This window comes from Pirellulales bacterium (genome assembly GCA_036267355.1).
Classification (GTDB): Bacteria; Planctomycetota; Planctomycetia; order Pirellulales; family DATAWG01; genus DATAWG01.
Genome location: DATAWG010000046.1, coordinates 1 through 14,621, shown reverse-complemented (window position 1 = coordinate 14,621; position 14,621 = coordinate 1). Strand labels below are relative to the sequence as shown.

At 60.7% G+C, this 14,621-nt stretch carries 8 protein-coding genes; 1 reads left to right on the top strand and 7 read right to left on the bottom strand.

What is annotated here, in order from left to right; genetic code table 11:
- Positions 1–671: 671 nt before the first annotated feature.
- The 3 genes from VHX65_07840 to VHX65_07830 all read right to left on the bottom strand — a co-directional run bounded on the left by VHX65_07840 (position 672) and on the right by VHX65_07830 (position 6,237).
- Positions 672–2,921 carry a biotin/lipoyl-binding protein gene (locus tag VHX65_07840; protein ID HEX3998444.1) on the bottom strand — a complete coding sequence of 750 codons (2,250 nt, stop codon included), beginning with the start codon at positions 2,919–2,921 and terminating at the stop codon, positions 672–674.
- A gap of 135 nt (positions 2,922–3,056) precedes the next feature.
- Positions 3,057–4,010, bottom strand: coding sequence for an HlyD family efflux transporter periplasmic adaptor subunit (locus VHX65_07835; GenBank protein ID HEX3998443.1), 954 nt, complete (start codon positions 4,008–4,010; stop codon positions 3,057–3,059).
- Between the two features lie 112 nt (positions 4,011–4,122).
- On the bottom strand, positions 4,123–6,237 hold the full coding sequence (locus tag VHX65_07830; GenBank protein ID HEX3998442.1) for a biotin/lipoyl-binding protein: 2,115 nt from the start codon (positions 6,235–6,237) through the stop codon (positions 4,123–4,125).
- Positions 6,238–6,722: 485 nt separating this feature from the next.
- On the opposite strand from VHX65_07830, the gene VHX65_07825 reads away from it, so the two are divergent.
- Positions 6,723–7,901: an aminotransferase class I/II-fold pyridoxal phosphate-dependent enzyme gene (locus tag VHX65_07825; protein ID HEX3998441.1), complete on the top strand. Its 1,179-nt coding sequence runs from the start codon at positions 6,723–6,725 to the stop codon at positions 7,899–7,901.
- 120 nt (positions 7,902–8,021) lie between these two features.
- Here VHX65_07825 and VHX65_07820 read toward each other — a convergent pair whose 3' ends face one another.
- From VHX65_07820 to VHX65_07805, 4 genes are all read right to left on the bottom strand, one after another.
- A complete protein-coding gene (locus VHX65_07820; protein ID HEX3998440.1) occupies positions 8,022–9,161 on the bottom strand; it encodes a type III PLP-dependent enzyme in 1,140 nt (379 codons plus the stop codon).
- The gene (locus tag VHX65_07815; protein HEX3998439.1) at positions 9,161–10,618 is read right to left on the bottom strand and encodes a saccharopine dehydrogenase C-terminal domain-containing protein; all 1,458 of its coding nucleotides are present in this window, start codon (positions 10,616–10,618) and stop codon (positions 9,161–9,163) included. Before VHX65_07815 ends, VHX65_07820 begins: the two co-directional genes overlap by 1 nt.
- 356 nt (positions 10,619–10,974) lie before the next feature.
- A complete protein-coding gene (arfB, locus tag VHX65_07810; GenBank protein HEX3998438.1) occupies positions 10,975–11,400 on the bottom strand; it encodes an alternative ribosome rescue aminoacyl-tRNA hydrolase ArfB in 426 nt (141 codons plus the stop codon).
- Positions 11,401–11,503: 103 nt separating this feature from the next.
- A complete protein-coding gene (locus tag VHX65_07805; protein HEX3998437.1) occupies positions 11,504–13,300 on the bottom strand; it encodes an NADPH-dependent assimilatory sulfite reductase hemoprotein subunit in 1,797 nt (598 codons plus the stop codon).
- Between the last annotated feature and the right edge of the window lie 1,321 nt (positions 13,301–14,621).

Sequence of the window (14,621 nt, the reverse complement as noted above, 5' to 3'; positions counted from 1 at the left end):
AATCAAGAACGCTCCGGTTCCTAGGGGGCGTCGTTGCACAAATCGTGCGTGCGTGTCGATGCGACAACCTGTTCGCGCATGGCCGCGGTGTCTCTATAGACCAACCGCGGCTGTGCTGCGCGCCGACACGCCAACCGCCGCTTGTGTGCCACCGGCAAGCGCATCGTAGCCCGAAGCGTTAGCGAGGGACGCACGCCGCTGGACGTTCCATTTATGTGCCAGCTCAAGCGGCGCTCGCACTGGCCGACTGCGCTGGCCAGTGGCACACCGACGAACGCCCGCTCACCCCTAACCCCTCTCCCGCGAAGGGGGAGAGGGGAAACTGGTGCGCCACCGGCAAGCGCATCGTAGCCCGAAGCGTTAGCGAGGGACGCACGCCGCTGGAGTTTCCATTTATGTGCGAGCTCAAGCGGCGCTTCGCACTGGCCGACTGCGCTGGCCAGTGGCACACCGGCGAACGCCCCCCTCACCCCTGGCCCCTCTCCCGCGAAGGGGAGAGGGGAACTGGTGCGCCACCGGCGATCGCATTGTAGCCCGAAGCGTTAGCGAGCCGGCGAACGAACGTTGGAGTTCACGCTTTAGCGTGTTAGTCAGCGGCACGCTAAAGCGTGAACTCCAACAAGATCGGTTCCAATTCGCCGGCCTCAAGCCTGTAGCCTCAAGCCTTCTTCCTACAGCTTGAAGTGGAACGTTTGGCTGAATGCGCGCCAGGCTCGCGAGCCGAGGCTTAGCCAACGGCTAGCGGTGATTTTCGCTCGGCCGCGCAAACCCACGACCAGAACCTGATTGCCATCGTCGATCGGGGCCAGGGCTTCGTACGAAGGGGTCGCGGATCGTTCGACGTTGTTGGCGTCGGTTTTGGTTTGCACGTCGCCGCCCGATTTGTGGCTCAATTCGCGGGGGACAAAGGACATCGGCGTTTGTGAGATCTTGCTGACCTTGCTGTAAAACACGTCGCCCGGCAGTTCGTCGAGCTTTACCACGACTTTTCCGCCCGGGGCCACGAGGTCGATATCCGATTGATCGATCACCAGCGCGGCCTCCATTTGCTTCGGGTTGCCGATCTGGCAGAAAGGGGTGCCTTGCTTGAGCGTGGCTCCGCGGTTCTTGCGGTCCATCGGCGAGCCCGACCAGGAAGCGAGCTTCGTTTGTTCGTCGGCTTCTTCGGCCGGCGGCGGCGGAATGTCGGGCGTCGGGATGATCCAGCCGTCGGCCGGGGCGATCAATTGCAGATGATCGATGTCGGATTGTTTTTCGCGCAACTCTTCATCCAATGCATCGAGCGATTGCTCGACGCTCGGCAATTCGCGCTCCGCCTGCGGGTCGTGATACCGCGAGCGCATCAGGCTTTCGAGCTGCGTTTGCATCTGGTCGCGCTTGCCTTGCAATTCGGCAAGGCCGACGCGCAGATCGTAGTTTTCCAGATCGGCGAGATGATCGCCTTTTTTCACGTGTTCGCCCGGGCGAACATAAACGGCTTTCAATGTGCCCGGCACTTCGACATACACGGTTTTCGCATCGCGGGCTTTGACGTGGGCGGCGCAAAACACGCGATAGGGCAGCGGCACGAACGCCACGAACGCCACGAGCGCCGCGACCACCGCGATCGTAATCCGAAATCTTGTTGGTTCCACTTGTTCCATCCTGCCGGGGACGCGAAAGTACTTCCACAACGACCACATCGGCCGCACGACCAAACCCACCAGCGCCGCCACGCCGATGATCTCGCCGATGATCTGCACATGATACGGCTCGAAAACCTTGTAGAGAAAAAACAGAATCGAGAACGTCACGAACCAGGTATACACCGACGACGCGACGCTATACACCGCGAAGAACACCTGATTGCGCTGCGGCAAGAAGGGGTCTTCCGGTTCCTCGAGCCCCAGGCACCACGCGCCCAGCTTGCGCGTGAGGATCGTCGATGCTTTTTGGCGGAGGTTTGGGATTTCGGTGATGTCGGCGAGGATGTAGTAGCCGTCGTAGCGCAACAGCGGATTGCCGTTGAAGATCAACGTGCTCACCGAGCAGACGAACATCGTGTTCAGGGCGAGCTGGTTCAACAGGCCCGGCTCGCTGAACCACCACACGAAGGTGGCGATCGACGCGACCACCAGTTCGACATACATGCCGCCGGCGCCGATGGCCGCCCGCCGCCATTTGCTCGGCAGCATCCACGAATCGGAGACATTGCAGTAGAGGCATGGCGTGAGCACGAGCAGCATGAAGCCGAGTTCGTGGCATTCGCCTTTGAAATGCTTACAGGTCAGCCCGTGGCCGAATTCGTGCATCACTTTCGTGACACACAGCACCAGCCCGAGCCAAAGCCAATTGCCCGACTGGAAGAATTGATGGAAGCCGGGCAGCTTGGCATAAAAGGTGTCGAATTGCACGAGCACGAGCGACACGGCCGAGAGAATCAACATCAAGCAGAGAATCACGCAGGTGCGGCTGTAAAACCAGCGCAATTTTGGATAGAGCCACGTCAGCAGCCGCTCCGGATCGACGCCTTTGAAGCGGACGGCGAGCACATTGGAGGCCGACGACCAGAATTCTTGCCACCAGCGCTCGGTGCCGCGCTTGAGCAACTGCCGGCCTTGGCCCGGCATGTCGGCGATCACCAATCCGCTGCGATGCAGCATGCCGACGAATTGGCCGAGTTCTTCGAGCGTGATTTGCTCGGGGGCGAATTGTTCTTCGAACTGCTGCTTGAGATCGTCGAGGCTGGTGTCGCCGTCGAGCATTTGCAGCAGGGCGAATTCCTCTTCCTGGAAGCGGAAATAATTCAGCCCGACCGGATCCTTGACGACCCAATACGGTTGCCCTTGATAGCGCTGCCGCTTGGCGATCAGGTCTGGCCGCAGCCGCAGTCCGAGCGGGCGAGCGGCGCTAGACAACAAACTGTCGGCAAGGGAAGGCATGGGGAATGGACGAGGGACGAGGGGCGGAGGGCGGGGGATGGGTTCGAGGCGGCTGTCCGGTGGTTAAGTCGCAGGCGTGCGTGTTCTCCGTTTTTCTGCTTCGTTCTCTCGCCCCTCGGCCCTCGTCCCGCGCCCCTAATTCAGATCTATCCGCATCGTGGCGGTGTCGCCGGGGTGTAGCAGCCATTCGTCTTTGCGGCCGGGGGCGAGGCGGTTTTCGACGCTGGCCTTGACGCGGAAACTATTGCCCGCCTCCTTCAACGGATCGACGAACGTGATCCGCCCGGTGAAGGCTACCGGATCGGTCTGGCGGGCCAATTTGACGAATACGGTCACTGGCCGGTCGCGCACTTCCCACGGGTTGTACGCGTCGCCGCGTAAGAAACCTTCCACCTGCAAGCGATCGATGCGCACCAGCCGGATGACGCTGTCGCCCGGTTTGACCCATTCGCCGACGTGCGGCACGATCTGCTCGATGACGCCGTCTTGCGGTGCCCGGATCTGGCGGCGATTGATTGCTTCGTCGGCCGCGTCGACTTCGGCCTGTTTGTCGTCGACCGTCAGCTTGGCGATTTTCAATTCGAGGTCGGCTTGTTCGATTTTCAATTTATCGGCGATCCATTTCAGTTCCGACTCTTTGATTTCCGTGTCGGTAACCGCGCCGCGGACTCGGCCGTTGGCCTCTAGTTTGCGGAGATAGTCGAATCGCGAAACTTCGGCCGAGGCGACATCGAAGCGTTTTTCGATGTCGCTATTGGCCTTGACTTCGGCGGCATTTTTTTCGGCCATCGCCTTGCGTTTTTCCATCTGAGGCTGGGCGTCGTCGATCTGGGCGAGGAGTTCGCCTTTCATGACGAGTTGCCCTTCATGGACGTTGATCGTCGTGATCACTCCGGCCTCCTTGGCCGACACCTGCGCATCGTCGATTGCCGACACGAGACATCGCGAGATGATCGGCGCATCGGCCGGGGCTGGAGCCGGAGCGTCGGTGGGGAGTGGCTGGGGCGAATCGGCCGGCGTTTGGGCCGAAAGCCGGACGGCGAACGCCATCGCAGCAACCGCCGAACAAGCGATGAGGGTTGCACGCATGGAGGTAATTTCCTTTGTAAAACGTGTATTTCTTTTCGGCGGCCGACGCGCGAAACCGCAAGCGAGCTTCAATACCGGGCGGCGTTGGCAGCTCGCTTGCGGTTTCGGACGTCTAAAACCGGAACAAGACCTTCGATTGGATAAATGCAATGACATCGTGGAACAACACGTATCCCAGCGAGGCTTTTCCGCAATCGACTTTTGCGGTGACGGTCGCGCCGGGGCGAACGTCGGTCAGCCCGAGGTCGTGCCCGTCGTTCTGGATTTTCACGCGTAGCAGGACGACATTGCCTTCCTCGCCCATGACGTTGGCCCCCTTGTGAATTTCTTTCAGGAGGCCTTGATGCCGATTGCCGGGATCGGTTGCCAGGATAAACGAAACCGGCAGCATCGCGTCGGGTTTTGGCTTGCCTTCGGCGGCCCATTTTTTCTTCTGCTCGTCGAGCTGGTTTTGCGCCTCGACGACCGCTCCCATGCGGTCCTCGGGCATGTGGACTTCCAATTCCCAGGCCTTCGTCGGATCGGCCACGGTCAACAGCAACTGGCCCCGTTCGACGGGCCGGTTAAGCAGCTTGTCCGCGATTTGCCAAGTGATCACCTCGCCGGCGATCGGGCTGCGGATCGTCAGCTCGTCCTCTTTATTTCGCAGCAGTTCCAATTGCTGTTCGGCGCTGCGTGCGGCTTCACCGTATTGCCGTGCCTGGCCATCGAGCCGATCGCGATCCTCACGCGTGAGATGGGCGTCGTGCAGTGCCCGTTCGGCTGCGGCTTGCTGCACTTCGGCGACCGCCAGATCGCCGGCAACTTTCGTGATCTGGGCGCCGAGGTCTTCGTTCCGCAGCTTCAACAGCACGTCCCCCTTCTTCACGCTCTGGCCGTTGTGCACCTTGATCTGCTCGACCACGCCATCGACTCCGGCAAAAATATCTTGCCGATTGACCGGTTCGAGCGTCCCCTTGCCCGAGAGTTCATATTTCCACGGCAGCACGAACATCGCGATGAGCAACACCAACACCGCCCCGGCAATCGCCAATGTTTTTGGCAGCGTCCGGGCTTGAACGATCCAACTCAATTTGCCGATCGACCGCCACACCGGCATCAGGAATAGATCGTTGTGTTCCCGGGCGTTTGCCAGCGCCAGCGAGCTGTGCTCCGACACGACATCGACGCGGCGGCGCATGCTTTCGGTGAGCGTGTCTTCGGAGATTTGTTCGACGATCAGCGCGCCAAGAAAATCGGGGGGCGGGCGATCCAGTTCGTTCTCTTCCGGCTCGGGCTGCGGCCGGGCGAGCGGCAGCACGGCCACGAGCTTCGAATGCGCTTCGTCGGCGTAGGATTCGACCGCCTTTTCGATCTGCGGCGGCAGGTTTGCCGTATCGCCGGTATACCAGAGCGGATCGCCGCCGGCGACCACGACCGTGGCGAGCTTGCCCAATTGCGACACGGTGTTCGAGCGTTGGTCGATCGTTTCCTGCCCGCTCACCGCCACGACTCGGCATTTCTTTCCGTTCCGCAGCGCAACGGTGACGCGGTCGCAGCCGATCAGCCGGCGGCCTTCGTTGGCAATCGTGTACGCCGCTTGTTTTGGGTCGAGGCTTTCGTGGGCCAGCCGTGTGAACAGCTCCAACTGGCTCCACATCAACTGCCGGTCGGCGAAGAGGCGGAGGTTGCGTGTTTTCAAGTAGTCGCCGGCCAGCTCGCACATCTGCGAAAGGAACCGCAGATAGCCGCGCTCGACGGTGGGCCGACTGCCGGGACGTTGAAAGATTTCGACGACGCCTTGCACTTCCTTGTCGCTTTTCAGGGCGCCGAGGACGAGGAGAAAATCGGTTGGATTGGCGGCCGCGACACCATCGCCATTGGTGTTGCCGTCTTGGCCGGCTTCGCCGGTGCCGGAGTGCGGTGCGATCAGGGCCCCTTGCCCGCTGCCGGCCACGTTTCGCAGCAGAAGGCCATGCTGCTGCTGCGCGGCTTCGCTTTCGGCGAGCCGGGTTTCCTTGAGGTTCATCTGGTAGATCAGCTTGAACCTACCCGATTCATCGAGCGACCAAATCGCTCCGCCGACCGCCGCCAATGCAGACACGACGCGGTTCAAAAACCCTTCGTAGAATTCGCCCGGCGAAAGCTCCGAGCGGGAGAGCCCTTCGATTTCGTGGACCAGGGTGCGCAGTTGTTGACGCGTCTGGTCGATCAATTCAGGATCGAAAGCGGAAGAGGCGGAACTCATGTCGAAGTTCGGCGTCGGCCGCCGGGTTGAAAGTGCAAGAGACAATTATCCCAAGCGTAGGTTTCGCGGATACAGACGCGAGCGCGAGGTGAGATTCGAGCCAGTTACCCCAACCGCCGCGGCTTTTCAGCCGTCAAACTCGCGACAATCGCTACTATCTTCGGCGGCCGAGTCGGCCTTTCGTTAAATTGAACGCTTTACGACGCGAAATGCAATGCGTAGGTTGGTTTGCGCCGCGGTCGAACAGGTTCGAGACCGCCGCGCTAGCAAGGACAAATCCGTCGCATTGAAACGTGGGGGCCGGGTGCCATGCCCACTGCCTTGAATGGGCATGTTTTGGCCAACCGGTTCGCCGATTCACAGGCCCACGCTAAGCCATGGGCATGGCGCCCTGATCCGCGATTTCCGTGCTCGGTAACTCCGTCTTCCGGTCTTTAATACCCGCCCACGTCACCGTTGAGGCAATCAAAAGGGTTTTCATTACCATGACCGACTCGTCCGACGATATTTGCCCCCAACCCGGCCGACTTCCCCAATTCCCCACCGAACCGCTCGCGGCTCCTATTTGGCTCTCTTCGGTTTATCGCTGCCACGATCCCCAGCAGGCCGAGGAGATGCTCGCCGGCACGTTGCCGGGCTACGTCTATAGCCGCGAAGGACATCCCAATGCTCAGTTGCTCGCCGAAAAGTGCCGCGCTTTGCACGGGGCACCGCAAGGGGCAGTCGTTGCCTCGGGCATGGCGGCTTTGGCTGTGGTGCTCTTGGCTCAATGCCAGCAGGGAGACCATCTGGTCGTGAGCGATCAATTATACGGGCGGAGTCACGCCCAGTGGGTCGATGAGGCAGCCCGATTGGGCATCGCTTCGACAATTGTTGACACGACCGATCTAAAGGCAACTGCCGCCGCGATGACCGATCGCACCAAGCTGTTGCTGGTGGAAACGATCAGCAATCCGCTGTTGCGGGTGGCCGATCTTTCGGGATTGGCCGAGATCGCCCATTCCCGCGGCGCCAAGCTGGTGGTCGACAACACATTTGCGTCGCCCGCCATTTGCCGGCCGCTGGAATTGGGCGCCGATCTGGTCGTCGAAAGCCTGACCAAAATCATGAACGGCCATAGCGATGTGCTGTTGGGCCTGATCTGCGGCCGGGACAACGCTTGGGATCGCGTTTCGCGCGTGTTGGCCACCTATGGCTTCACGGCGGCGCCGTTCGAATGCTGGCTCGCGGAGCGCGGCCTCGGCACGCTGCATTTGCGGATCGAACGAGCTGCCGACAACGCGCTGGCGGCCGCCCGATTTCTGGCCGAACTGCCGCAGGTGGAAGCCGTGCATTATCCGGGCCTGGACAAACATCCCGATCATGCACTGGCTGCGAGACAGTTTGGCGGCCGGTATGGCTGGATGGTCACCTTCACGCTCCGCGGCGACTTGGCCACCGCCTCGCGGTTCATCTCAGCGGCCAAGCGGATCCCGTTTTGCCCATCGCTCGGCGACATTTGCACGACGCTGAACCACCCCGCATCGACGAGCCATCGCCTTCTGTCGCGCGAAGCCCGGAGCAAGCTCGGCATTCTGGATGGCACGATCCGGCTGTCGGTCGGCATCGAATCGGAGCAATTCGTGCTCGACGCCCTGACCGAAGCCCTGGCGGCGGTCGGGTGACGGTAGGCCAGAAACGTGGTTTCGTGATCTTACCGGCGGCTTGCGCCTTGCCGCTAACGCCGTTAGCGGCAAGGCGCTAGCCGCCGGTGTCACATGCCACGCCAAGCCGTGAGCAATAGCCTACCGATTCACATGCACGACTTTCGCCGGCGGAAAACCGTTGAAGTGGGTCGATGAGGCGTGGGTGTAGGCGCCCATATTGCGGCTGTAGACGAAGTCGCCTAGTTCGAGATCGGGAAGCTGCTCCGAAAGCGAAATCGTGTCGAGCGCATCGCACGTCGGGCCGAACACCGAGCAGACTTCAGTCGGCCCCTGCTTGAATGCGTGGACCGGGTAGTGAATGTGGTCGAAGATCACGCCCGAATACGTGTGATACACGCCATCGTTGATGTAGTAGCACTGTTTTCCGTCGCGGACCGCTTTGCCGATCACGCCGGCCACGGCGGTGGCGGCCGTGGCGACCAAGAACCGGCCCGGCTCAGCAAGGATTTCCATATTGGCTGGAAATAACCGTTCGAATTCGCCGTTGAGCATCGTGGCCAGTTCCTCGAACGGCTTGACGTGCTGATCGTAGGCGGCCGGGAAACCGCCGCCGATATCGAGAATCTTCACCTGCGGAAAGCCGCGCGAATGGGCTTCGGCAAAGATGCCCGCGGCAAGGTTCAACGCCTGCACGTAGTTCGAAAAGTTCGTGCACTGGCTGCCGACGTGGAAGCTGAGCCCTTCGACCACGAGCCCGGCCGCGAACGCCGCTTCGATCAGATCGACGGCCTCGCCCGAGCCCGCCCCGAATTTCGACGACAGTTCGACCACGGCCCCCGTGTTCGGCACGCGCATCCGCAGGATCAAACCGGCGTGCGGCGCGTATTGCTTGATTTTGGCGATCTCGGCCCAATTGTCGTAGGTCACCAGCGGCTTGTAGGGATCGAGCTCTTCGAGCGTGCGGATGTCTTTGATCGGATTGGCGTAGATGATTTTGTCCCAGATGAAATCCTGCCGCTCTTTGGGCGGCAGCGACTGGATATTTTCATATGCCAAGTGAAACTCGGCCATCGAAGCGACATCGAGGCTCGCGCCGGCTTTGTAAAACGTTTCCACGATCGCCGGGTCGGAATTTGCCTTGACCGCATAATACGCTTGCACGCGCGGTAGATGGCGTTTGAAGGTCGCGTAGTTGCGCCGCAATTCGTCGTGATCGACGATAAACAGCGGGGTGCCGTGTTCGCGGGCCAACACTTCGAGTTGCTCGTCGTCGATCATCAGTCGCGCTCGCCGACGAGGAAATTTTTGAATTGCCAGGGATCGGTCGGGTCGATTGCGTCGGGCGCGAAGTCCTCGAACACGTTGGAGTAATGGGCAAGCGGCGTCCAATCGGAGGGCGTCGAAATGAATTTGCCCAGATACGGCTTCGAGATTTCAAGAATGAATTCGTGCGGCAGATCGTCGGGCACGCATACGCCTTGATTCGGATTCTCGATCATCCACATCACCGCCGCCACGACGGAGATCGCCACCTGCATCGTCGTGGCATTCTGATGCGGCACCAACCGCCGCGATTCCTCAATGCTCAGATCGCTGCCGGTCCACCAGGAGTTGTAGGGGTGGCCCATCACCAGCGCGCCGAGAATATCGGCTCCGCTCGTGATTTCGTCCCCCATGATGCGCACGGTCGGCTGCAAACGATAATCGTGGCCGCGCAATTCGCTGAGCGAAGCGATCGCCGCATCGCAGGGGCAATAGGCGTAGTGCACCGTCGGACGATAAATCGCTCGGCCATCCTCCCACACCGTCAGCTTGTCGGAGATCGTAAATGCCTCGCCGTGGCGCACGACCATGCCGCGGATCGTGTAATCGGGCACCCACGACCGGACCCAGGTGTTGATTCCCATCTGGGCCAGGCAGATCTGGTTGCGCGGGCCATCTTGATGTTCGTAGGCCCGCGGCGGAAGCTCTTTTTCATGCGTTCCCCAACCCATCTCGGCCGTGGTCGTGCCTTCTTCGCGAAATCCTTCGACGCTCCAGGTGTTCACGAATTCATCGATCTGTTTGGCCCGATTCGAAATCTGCGTATCGCGCTCCGAACAATGGATCACTTTCACGCCGAGCTGCATCGCCAAGCGGTTGAATTCGCGATCGGCGAGCGATTGCCGCAGAGCCTCGGCTTCAGCACCGGCGAATTTCTTGTCGGCAATGGCGCGATCGCCGATTTCCAAGATCGCCTGTTTGGTGAAGTGCGAAATCAAGCCCGGATTGGCGCCGTGTTCCAAGACGGCGGTGGGTCCCGGCTCCGGCCATCCCTCGCGCATCAGCCGCACGTTCATGTGCCGCCAGTAAAGCGTTCGCTGCGTGGGCTGCGCATAAAGTTCGCGATCGTAGGGATCCCAAACCTCGATTGACGTGTTGAGATACAGCACCCCATGGTCGTGGCACCATCCGACGATTTCGCAGCAGTCGATATTCCACGCCAGATCGATCAACAAATCGCCGGCCGAGAGCTGCTTTCCCAGCACCTCGCCGAGATTCTCCGGCACGATCTTTTCGCGGCGAAACCGCACGCCTCGTGCCAGCCAAGGTTGCAACAACGCCGATTGATCCTCGAAATCGATGACCGTGACATTCTGCGGCGGCACGCGGACCTGCTTCAGCAGAATCGGCAGCGTGCACTGCGCGACCGATCCGAAGCCGACAAAGAGAACTCGCTTGTTGAAATCGACCATTTCCAAAATGGCTCCCCGGAGTTTGGCATTTAGAAGCAGAATGAGTGGACGAACATTTTGCGATGATTGCCCACACCGGTCAACAACGCTCGCGGCATTCTAACGTTCGACCGGCCGGCGCCATATCTTGGCTGTGTGCCACTGGCCAGCGAAGTCGGCCGGCGTGGGCGCCGCTAGGCCCGGCAATCCATTTATCCAACGACGCCGTTGGCCGAACGTCCTCGCGTCGCCTCTTGCAAAGCCTCAACGTCAAGTCGCCGGCACTGGCCGGCTTCGCTGGCCAGTGCCACGCGTGCCCGGCTCTGCCAGTGCCGGCCCCGAGATCGTCTGTCAGCCCACTTGTTGACACACGAGCGCTATTCGCTGTCGCCGCGTGGCCGTTGGCGGCGCTGTTGTTTGCGGCCGGAGAGTTGCCGCTTTTGAGTGAGACGCCGCTCGACGCTTGCGCGGCTCGGTCTCGTTTTTCGACGGCGAATCGGGGCGACCGCCACTGCCTCGAGCATCGCTCGGACCTTTTCCAAGCAATCGTCGCGGTTCTTGGCCTGGTCGCGAAACCGCTGGCTTGAAAGAACCAGTTCCCCTTCGGTCGTCAGCCGGCTGGCAAAACGCGACAGGAAACGGCTCCGCACTGGGCCCATTAGGCTCGGGCTCGCGGTCACGGGCCACCGCAGCACCGCCTTGGTGTTCACCTTGTTGACGTTCTGCCCCCCCGGCCCGCTGCTCCGGACAAACGTGAATTGAAATTCACTATCGGGAACCGAAATGCCGGGAGGGACTTGCATGGGGTCATGTCGCACGTAGCCACTTACCAACTGCAAAAAACGCGCGAAACCGCAAGCGAGCGACACGCCGCCGCTTGCGGTTTCGCGCGGGTTACGAAGCGATTCATGCACCTGCCGCCTGAGCGGCGTAGCGATCGGTCCAGGCGATGAGATCGTCGGCGCCGCGGCGGGCGCAGAAATCGCCGAATATTTCGCCGCTCTCGCGGGCCGTTTTGAAATAGGCGAACAGCGGCACCAAGGTCGGCACCACCTCGGCCGTCGGCACCAAGTCTTTATAGATGAAATTCAATCGATCGCCCAACAGCCGCCCGCCGACAAACACCGTGTATTTGTCGTGCGCCTTGCCGACCAAGCCGATGTCGCAATTGTAGGGCCGGGCGCAGCCGTTGGGGCAGCCGGTCATGCGGAGCGTAAACACATCGCTCGCCAGGCCGAGCTTCGCCAATTCCACTTCCAATTGATCGACGAACGACGGCAGCGCCCGTTCGGCCTCGGTGATCGCCAGCCCGCAGGTCGGCCAGGCGACGCAGGCCATCGACCAGCGGCGAACATTGGAAATTTCTTCCGATAGTTTCACCCGATGCCGCCGCAAAATCTCTTCAAAGCTCGCTCGATCGGCCGGCGCGATATCGGTAAACAAAATGCTCTGATGGGCAGTCAGCCGGATGCCAGGACGATGCTTCGTGCAAATTTCGCGCAAGGCCGCCTTGAGCTGCATTTGGTCGGTGTCGTGGATGCGGCCATTCTCGACATTCAGCCCGTAAAACCAGCGGCCGTCGCCTTGTTCGTGCCAACCGAGATGATCGTCGAAGCCGCAAACATCGTCGGGATGCGGCTCGGCCAGTGGATGGCCATAGTATTCTTCGACCTTGGCTTTGAATCGCTCCAAGCCCCAGTTGTGGATCAGATACTTCATCCGCGCGATTTTGCGGTCCGACCGATTGCCGAAATCGCGCTGCACCTTGACGATTGCCGTGGCGACATCGACGACCTGATCGGGATCGACGAACGCCATCCGCTTGGCGACGGCCGGAAACGTCTTGGCCGCGCTTGGCGTGACGCCCATGCCGCCGCCGACGAGCACGTTGTAGCCCACGATGCGAAAATTGTCGCAGATCGCCATCAGGCCGAGATCGTTGGCGTAGATGTCGATGCAGTTGTCGCCGGGCAGCCCGATCCCGGTCTTGAATTTGCGCGGCAAATAAGTCGGGCCATAGATCGGTTCGACATCGTCGGCATGGTTGCCGGCGGAATGGGCATGACCGTTGCCGGAATGCGTGTGTCCGTTTTGATTTTGGCCGCCGCCGACGATATGATCTTCTCCGGTAACCGGATCGCGAAGCCAGATTTCATGGTAGGCGCGGGTCCGCGGCGCCAGATGCTCGACGAGCCGATCCGTGAGCTGCTGCATTTCGGCATGCACCGGGTCGGAATAGTGCGGAGCGGGGCAGCACATGATATTGCGCTCGACATCGCCGCAGGCCGCCAACGTCGATAGCTGCACTTCGTTGATCCGCTGAATGACTTTGTGCAGATTCCGCTTCACAACGCCGTGAAGTTGCAATCCTTGTCGGCTCGTGATTCGCAACGTGGTGTTGCCCAACTCGTCGGCAAGATCCATCTCGGCAAGCAACTGATCGCTCGTGAGCCTGCCGCCGGGAACTCTCGAACGCACCATGAACATGTATTGCTTGACGCTTTTGCCGCCCCCTTCGCGCGCCGTGCGAGCTTCGCGGTCGTCTTGTTGATAGGTGCCATGATGCTTGAGCAATTGGACATTCGCCTTGGTGAAGGCGTCGTTGCCGTCGACCAATTCCTGCTCGATCGTGCCGCGCAGATAGTCGCTGTTGATCTTGGCGATCTCGACCGGGCTCGGCTTCTTGATCGATTCGTCGCTCATGGCACAAATTGCTTAGCGGGGGAAGTTCAGTAAGATTACCGTAATTATTGTAATCCGGCTCCGCCGGTCAATAAATCTAGCAGCCCGAGCAAATTGGGGCTAGTGTAGCGTCAACGCTGGATTTCGGGATGGCCAAAGCGATTCGCCCGACGATTTGTCGCCCAACAACCGCCCCACGATTCCACATCGTTGCTATCACGCAACACAAACCCGAAGCGTTAGCGAGGGAGCGCCGCCACGGCGGCATCGTCTCGCTGCAGCCGACAAAAGCCGAATGCACATTGCATCAATGCGTTCGTGAGGGCGACCCCGCAACGGAGCGCGTCCTCGCTTACGCTTCGGGCTTGTGTGGCGTCGGCGCTGGGATTTCGGGATGGCCAAAGCGATTCGCCCGACGATTTGCCGCCCAACAACCGCCCCACGATCCCACATCGTTGCCGTCACGCAACACAAACCCGAAGCGTTAGCGAGGGAGCGCCGCTACGGCGGCATCGTCTCGCTGCAGCCGGCAAAAGCCGAATGCACATCGGATCAATGCGTTCGTGAGGGCGACCCCGCAACGGAGCGCGTCCTCGCTTACGCTTCGGGCTTGTGTGGCGTCGGCGCTGGAGTTTGGGATGGCCAAAGCGATTCGCCCGATGATTTGCCGCCCAACAACCGACCCACGATCCCACATCGTTGCTATCACGCAACACAAACCCGAAGCGTTAGCGAGGGAGCGCCGCTACGGCGGCATCGTCTCGCTGCAGGCGACCCAGCCAGATGCACATTGGATCTATGCGTTCGTGACGGCGACCCGCAACGGGGCGCATCCTCGCTTACGCTTCGCGCTTGTGTGGCGTTGGCGCTGGATTTTGGGATGGCTAAAGCGATCCGCCCGAAGAGTTGCCGCCTCACTACGGACCCACGATCCCAAATCGTTGCGGTCACGCAACACTAACCCGAAGCGTTAGCGAGGGAGCGCCGCAACGGCGGCATCGTCTCGCTGCAGGCGACCCAGCCAGATGCACATTGGATCTATGCGTTCGTGAGTGCGACCCGCAACGGAGCACATCCTCGCTTACGCTTCGCGCCTAGTGTTGAGGGGCGACCCGCAACGGAGCACATCCTCGCTTACGCTTCGGGCTTGTGTGGCGTTGGCGCTGGAGTTTGGGATAGTCAAAGCGATTCACCCGACGAGTTGCCGCCTCACTAGCGACCCACGATCCCAAATCGTTGCGGTCACGCAACACTAACCCGAAGCGTTAGCGAGGGAGCGCCGCTACGGCGGCATCGTCTCGCTGCAGGCGACCCAGCCAGATGCACATTGGATCAATGCGTT

Excerpts from the sequence above, each read along its gene's own strand:
- VHX65_07840 (HEX3998444.1), bottom strand. The coding sequence starts at position 2,921 with ATGCCTTCCCTTGCCGACAGTTTGTTGTCTAGCGCCGCTCGCCCGCTC.
- VHX65_07835 (HEX3998443.1), bottom strand. The coding sequence starts at position 4,010 with ATGCGTGCAACCCTCATCGCTTGTTCGGCGGTTGCTGCGATGGCGTTC.
- VHX65_07830 (HEX3998442.1), bottom strand. The coding sequence starts at position 6,237 with ATGAGTTCCGCCTCTTCCGCTTTCGATCCTGAATTGATCGACCAGACG.
- VHX65_07825 (HEX3998441.1), top strand. The coding sequence starts at position 6,723 with ATGACCGACTCGTCCGACGATATTTGCCCCCAACCCGGCCGACTTCCC.
- VHX65_07820 (HEX3998440.1), bottom strand. The coding sequence starts at position 9,161 with ATGATCGACGACGAGCAACTCGAAGTGTTGGCCCGCGAACACGGCACC.
- VHX65_07815 (HEX3998439.1), bottom strand. The coding sequence starts at position 10,618 with ATGGTCGATTTCAACAAGCGAGTTCTCTTTGTCGGCTTCGGATCGGTC.
- arfB (HEX3998438.1), bottom strand. The coding sequence starts at position 11,400 with ATGCAAGTCCCTCCCGGCATTTCGGTTCCCGATAGTGAATTTCAATTC.
- VHX65_07805 (HEX3998437.1), bottom strand. The coding sequence starts at position 13,300 with ATGAGCGACGAATCGATCAAGAAGCCGAGCCCGGTCGAGATCGCCAAG.